5 protein-coding genes are annotated in these 6,612 nt (G+C 38.3%); 4 read left to right on the forward strand and 1 reads right to left on the reverse strand.

The window, feature by feature from the left end:
• Window positions 1-846: a GLPGLI family protein gene (locus MB14_RS04060; protein ID WP_062588995.1), complete on the reverse strand. Its 846-nt coding sequence runs from the start codon at window positions 844-846 to the stop codon at window positions 1-3.
• 117 nt (window positions 847-963) lie between these two features.
• Between MB14_RS04060 and MB14_RS04065 the strand changes: the two genes are divergently transcribed.
• From MB14_RS04065 to MB14_RS19070, 4 genes are all read left to right on the forward strand, one after another.
• Window positions 964-2,469 carry a sensor histidine kinase gene (locus tag MB14_RS04065; RefSeq protein WP_062588997.1) on the forward strand — a complete coding sequence of 502 codons (1,506 nt, stop codon included), beginning with the start codon at window positions 964-966 and terminating at the stop codon, window positions 2,467-2,469.
• Window positions 2,466-3,146, forward strand: coding sequence for a response regulator transcription factor (locus tag MB14_RS04070; RefSeq protein ID WP_062588999.1), 681 nt, complete (start codon window positions 2,466-2,468; stop codon window positions 3,144-3,146). The genes MB14_RS04065 and MB14_RS04070 overlap by 4 nt, the downstream gene beginning before the upstream one ends.
• Window positions 3,147-3,420: 274 nt before the next feature.
• Window positions 3,421-5,193: a tetratricopeptide repeat protein gene (locus MB14_RS04075; RefSeq protein ID WP_062589001.1), complete on the forward strand. Its 1,773-nt coding sequence runs from the start codon at window positions 3,421-3,423 to the stop codon at window positions 5,191-5,193.
• Window positions 5,194-5,325: 132 nt separating this feature from the next.
• Window positions 5,326-6,612 (forward strand): autotransporter outer membrane beta-barrel domain-containing protein (locus MB14_RS19070; RefSeq protein ID WP_221405454.1); only part of this gene is annotated, 1,287 nt, incomplete at its 3' end.

Consider the following 6,612-nt stretch of genomic DNA (forward strand, 5'->3'; position numbering starts at 1 on the left):
TTAGTTGCCGCCTATTTTTATGGTAAAGCTCTTACCATCTCCGTTGCTACCTTGGCTATACTTTTCCATCATCTCTTTGGTTTTTTCGTCTCGAATAACCTTTAATTCTTCAGGAGTAACTTTTTTACCTTTCGATGGCTTCTTGATTTTCACACCTTCTTCTGGATTCAGAATTACTTTGGTGCAGAGGTAAGTGATTTTGCCGTCAGTAATTTCCATGATTAAACCCGGTAGACCCCAAAAATCATCGGGTCCTTGTGATACTGGAATTTCAGGAGTGAACCAAGCCTCGATATTGATGGTATCGGAGGTTACTGTTGATTCTTTATCGTCATTGTTGAATGAAATAACGGTGCGCTCTACTATTTCAGAAAAAATGGCTTTTTGGGCAGTGTAATTGCCAATTTTCTTGGTTTCGTTGGTCAATTGCCATTCTCGGTTTTTAAGCTCACTCTCAACTAAAAAAGGTTTGCTAAACACTTCGGTTTCGTTTAAAAATAGATTGTCGGCAGTGTTTTTATACTTAGTGCCCGAATTAGAAGATATTCTCATTACTACACCCCCAGCGGCTGCCGCAGGTGCCCCTTCAAGACTTTCCACTTCGGCCCAAGTAGATTCAGTTAAGTTGAATTTCAATTCATATTCTTTTTGCATTTGTTTTTTAAGGCTTTCCTGAATTTGCTTTTCCATTTCTGGCGACATCCCATCTCCTTTAATACTTAACCCGCCCATTTTGCGAGCAGACTGATATGTAGCAATTCCTTGAAAATTCTGGGCATTTAGGGTCAGCGTTCCTGCTGTTATAATGCCCAATACGAGCATAATTGTTTTTTTGAGCTTTTTCATTTTTGATCTGTTTTATGGAATACAAAAAAGCTTGAATTCAATTAAACCGATAGTTAACCAGTGTTAACGAGTGTTAACCTTTGATGCTCAGGCATTACGAATGCGTATATTTGAACCGTGAAAAAACGCAAGTTCAAGGCTATTATCTATCTGATTTCCTTTACGGTATTTATTACTGTGGGCATTCAAGTGTATAGAAATGTTCAGAATTATAACCTGAACAAGCAGCGCTTTATCAACGATGTGCAAGTAGCTTTAGACAACGGAGTTGAAGGCTATTTTTCTTCTTTGGCCAAGAACTTTGTGTTTCTAGATAGAAACGACAGTGGCGCTTTTGATACCAGTGAAATCAAAGCGTTTTTTCAGCATAATATTGAAGGAAAGAAGAGTGATTCTCTAAAAAGGTTTGAGTTTTCGACCAATGCAGCCTTTAACTCAGACACTTCAATTGGTGGACTAACGATTCGGAGCACGGGCAAAGGAGATTCAAGAGTTCGTTTACTTGGTACTGCCAAACTTAATAATCCAGCTGCCATTAAAAGCATTTCGATTACCAAAGACACCATTCCTTCTACCAAATTATATGAGTTAGAAGCTTTTACTACCAAAATTATGATTTCGATGGTGCAAGACTCCATCGACTTTGAAAACCTGACAAAGTATGTTCAGAAAGAATTGGGCCGAAAGAAAATAGACATTGATTTCGCTTTTGCCTCTTTACAAAACAGCGAGGTGGTTGAACGATCTAGGGAATTTAGCGATGATGAGTTTTCGCTTTCCACCCTTTCAAAAGCCAGCTATTTACCCAAAAAGGAGTTGAAAATGTATTTCGATAATGCCTCTTTAATTATTCTGAAAAGAGGTATGGTGGATTTGCTGATTTCTCTACTTATCTCGGTTTCTGTGGTGGGTTCGCTCTTGTACCTCTATAAAATCATCAATCAGCAAAAGCAGTTGGCTGAAATTAAGAACGACTTGATCAGCAACATTACCCACGAATTTAAAACCCCAATAGCTACGGTTACTTCAGCCCTTGAAGGTATTGCAAATTTCAATAAACAAAACGACCCTGAAAAAACGGCCAAGTATTTAGATATGTCGAATGATCAGTTGAAAAAACTTAATCTGATGGTGGAGAAACTACTGGAAACAGCCACGCTCGACAGTGATGAATTGAGTTTGAGGAAAGAGCCTGTGAATTTAACACAGCTACTTTCTACCATGGTTGAAAAGTATAAAATGCTATCGGGCGATAAACTACTTTCATTTGTTGCGCCTGCTGCTGATGTGATTATAGAAGCAGATCCTTTCCATCTTGAAAACGCGCTCTCCAATTTGGTAGACAATGCCATAAAGTATGGAGGAAACGAAATACAGGTGATTTTGACCAAGCTAGGTACACGAGTACAAGTGGCGGTTCAAGACAATGGCGGTTTTATTGAGAGGAGCCAAAAGGAAAGGGTGTTTGACAAATTTTACAGAATACCTACCGGTAATCAACACGATGTGAAAGGTTTTGGGATCGGCCTTTATTATACCCGAAAGATTATTGAGAAACATGGAGGGTCGATAGACTTAGTTTTGAAATCTCAACTGACCAGCTTTGAAGTGGCTTTTTCATGACGGATAAAATCAAAATATTACTGGCCGAAGATGAAACGGCATTGGGCACCATTATTAAGGAAAGCCTAGAAACCCGTGGTTTTGAAGTGCTTTTTTGTACCAACGGGGAACAAGCATTAATTACTTACCGCACAGAAAAACCAGAATTATTGGTGCTAGACGTGATGATGCCTAAGAAGGACGGCTTTACGCTCGTCAAAGAAATTAGGACTGAAAACGATAAAATCCCTGTCATTTTTCTGACCTCTAAATCTAGAACCGAAGATGTAGTGGAGGGTTTTGGTTTGGGCGGAAACGATTATTTGAAAAAGCCTTTTAGTATGGAAGAACTTATCGTTCGGATTCATGCGCTTTTAGACCGAAAGAGAAAACGAGAATCTTCTGAGGAAGTGAATATTGGTAAATATCGTTTCAACCTTTCTAAACAGAAACTGGTTTTAGGAGAGAAGGAACAAACCTTAACCCACCGTGAGGCACAATTGCTTTTTCACTTGAGCGAAAACCGAAATGCAGTTACCGATAGAAGTTTGATTCTTACTCAACTTTGGGGCAATGACGACTTTTTCAATGCCAGAAGCATGGACGTTTTCATCACCAAACTCCGCAAAAAACTAAGCGAAGATGAAACCGTAGAAATTCTGAATATTCGTGGTTACGGGTATAAGTTGGTGTGTTGAAAAACGGCTTGCCCGTAGGTACACAATTATGGCTTGACCGATATTTTACTTATTAGGAAACTGTAAGTTAATTATAACCAACTCTATTTTCTTTGTAGGGCAGTAAACACCATAAAACATTAACAGGCCCCATTGCTCAATCGAGCAGTGGGGCTTTCTCTAAGAATAAAAAGCTTACAACTATTCTAATCTTGATCTGGAAATGGAATTTGTTACTTCTGTCAAATTATTTTGACTGCGATAGACTTATCGTTAATTTCGGGATCTTTAAATCATGTCGAGAACAACTATATATTGGATAATAGTCTTTTCATTTTTATCTCTAAACCTTTTTTCACAACAGGCTAGAATTGATAGTATTAGAAGGCAAATTCCGTTACTTGATGGTAATGAAAAGATCGATGCGATAAATGATCTGACACGGGGTTTGATGTATAATACCCCAGATGAAGCCATGGATTTATCAACTCAGGCAATTCAGTTGTCAGATGAAGTGGGTTATTCAGAAGGTAAAGTAATGGCTTGGATCAATCAAGGTGTGATTTTTAATCTGAGGTCTTCATTTCAAGAAGCAAAGGATGTTCTAAACCAAGCAAAGAAGATTTCACAATCTATTGATTTTCAATATGGATTGGCTTATTCCAATTTAAGCCTAGTGGCTATTAACATAAGGGAGAATAATTATGACAAAGCAATAGAGCTTTCTTTTGATGGAATCAATGCAGCTAGAAAAATCAACAATGTTGATTTAGAAGTATCAAACCTTATCAATATTGCTTCAGTTAAGCAAATGTTAGAAGACTACACTAGTGCAAAAACATTTCTACTAGAGGCAAGAAGTTTAGCAGAGGATAACCCAGAAGTTTCAAAAATCAGGATAGGTCAAATCAATGGTAATTTAGGTATTATCAGTGCATCCAAATTGGATTACGGCAGTGCTTTGGAATATTTTCAAAAGGCCTTAGATACTTTTGAGGCATTGGACTCTAAGGCTCAAGTGGCAAATTTAGTGATGAACATTGGGCATGCCTATGCCAAGTTGAAGGATGTGCCGAATGCAATCAAATACTATGACCGAGCAGAACAGTTATGGACTGAACTTAATAATCAACGTAGCCAGGCTGTTGTTTTAAAGAATAGAGGTGAGTTAATGATTGATGATTCTAATTTTAGATCAGCCATTACTTATTTAAACAGAGGTCTTGAGAAGAAAACATTTTTAGATGATGCACTTTTGAGTGAAATGTATGCTTTGCTATCCAAAGCATACGAGTCCCTTTTAAATTATGATAATGCATTAAAGTACTACAAGCTACATGTCGCTTTGAAAGATTCGATTTCGATTAAAACAAATCAAAGGAATAACGAACGAATGACAAAGGAATTTGAATTCGAGAAAATGAAAAGTGACAAAGAGATAGAATTACAGCAACTTGAAATAGAAAACCTGAAGATATCACAAAGTAGACAGGTGATTTTAGTTGTTTCAGTAATATTACTGGTGGTGGCTTTTTGGGCAATGTGGAATCGAAATAAGCTGAAAACAAAGCTCTTAATAAAGGGAAAAGATCAACTAATTGCTCAACAAGAAATGACCCTGAAGTTACTCGACTATGAATCTGAAAAGGAAAGGTTGGCTAACTATACTGAAGAGTTGCTGTCAAAGAATGAAAGCCTAGAAAAAAGAGCAGGAGAGTTAGAAATCAAAATTGATGAAGAACAGAGTAATGCCCCAGACATTAATAGCCTGATTGAAAAGATGCATAATGCGGTAAGGGGTGATAGAGATTGGACAGCATTTGTTCTCTATTTTGAGGCTGTTTTCCCTCAATTTTTTTCATTGATTGAAACCGATAAACAAGTCAAACTGTCTACCAACGAGCAGAGATTACTGGCACTCCTTAAAATTAATCTGTCTAATAAAGAAATAGCTGCTTTATTGAATATATCAAGCGATAGCGTAATCAGAGCAAAATACAGACTTAAACAAAAACTTGGGTTTCAAGATGCTAAGGAAATGCTGGTTTTCCTTTCAAAATTGGCTTAGTCTGCTATTTGTCTTGTTTTGTAGTCCGCCTATTGTCCGCCCTTGGTGTAGTGTTCTTCCCTTATAACCTATGTTCTTAGCATTTACTCTTTCCAGTCATGGTGATTGGATAGTTTTTAATGCAATTAGACTATGTTCAAAGTTCGTTTCTGTCAATTCTTCCGTAATCTATCAGCGCTTCTTTTCTTATTAATTATAACACAGTTTCAACTCTCTGCACAGCAGTTGGATGCTACATTTAGTGTTGAACCGGGAAACTTAGGGAATTTTCGATTGAAAATGGTTTTGAACCAACCGGCTACTTTTCAGTTTTCGGGAAACTACTCAAATGTTCAGAACGCTTTTAGTGTTATCATTAAAAATGTTTATAATTCTGCTCCATCAGGCGGATTCGCGGGTGCCACTGGGCTTACTTATACCACTTCTGGAGGGAAATCAGGAAGTGCGACATCAATGGGTACTTACGCTGCAACATATGGTCCATTTATCCATACTACTGATGAAGTGATCGCGTTTTCTCTAGCCCCTTCTACTACAATTGCATCTGGAGAAACATTAACTATTCCCGCAGGTACTGTTATTCAAAGTTTGCCAGGCAACTATACTGCTGGCCAAACCTTTAATGCTGGGCCATATACTGCAGTTATTGCTAATAGTGCTTTTAGCGGTGTAGGAGCAACCATGATTCCTACTCCTGTATCCAACACCGCCCCAACCATTGGAGGAGCTTCAGCAGGCCAAACCGTAAATGACAACGCAACCATTTCTCCTTTCTCTGCAATCACAGTGGCTGATGCTGATGGGGATAATCTAACGGCAACAATTACTTTAGATAACAATGCGAAGGGGATAATTACAGGAGCTTCTTCAGGTTCTGGTCCTTATACAATTACTAGTCGTACACCTGCGGCTATGCAAACGGCTTTAAGAGCATTGGTATTTAACCCAACAGACAATAGAACTGCAACTTCAGAAACCACCACCTTTACCGTAGTGGTGAATGATGGAACGGATACAGATACTGACAACACTACAACTGTAATAGCTAGCGCGGTTGCACCAACAGTTACAAGTGTAAGTTCATCTACAGGTAATGGCACTTATAAAGTAGGAGATGCAATTGCAGTAACGGTTACTTTTTCAGAAGCAGTTACGGTAACAGGTTCTCTTCAACTCACTTTAGAGACAGGATCAGTAGACAGGGTGATAAATTATACCTCGGGCACTGGAAGTAGCACGCTAACCTTTAGCTATACAGTTCAAGCTGGAGATAATAACGCAGACTTAGATTATGTAGCAACTAATTCTCTTGGGTTGAATGGAGGAACGATTAAAGATGCTGGAGGAAAGGACGCTATCTTGACCTTGGCTATTCCAGGAGCAGCTAATTCATTAGGGGCAAATAAAGCTTTGGTGATT

Origin of the sequence: Roseivirga ehrenbergii, from assembly GCF_001593005.1 — a bacterium.
GTDB classification, from domain to species: domain Bacteria; phylum Bacteroidota; class Bacteroidia; order Cytophagales; family Cyclobacteriaceae; genus Roseivirga; species Roseivirga ehrenbergii.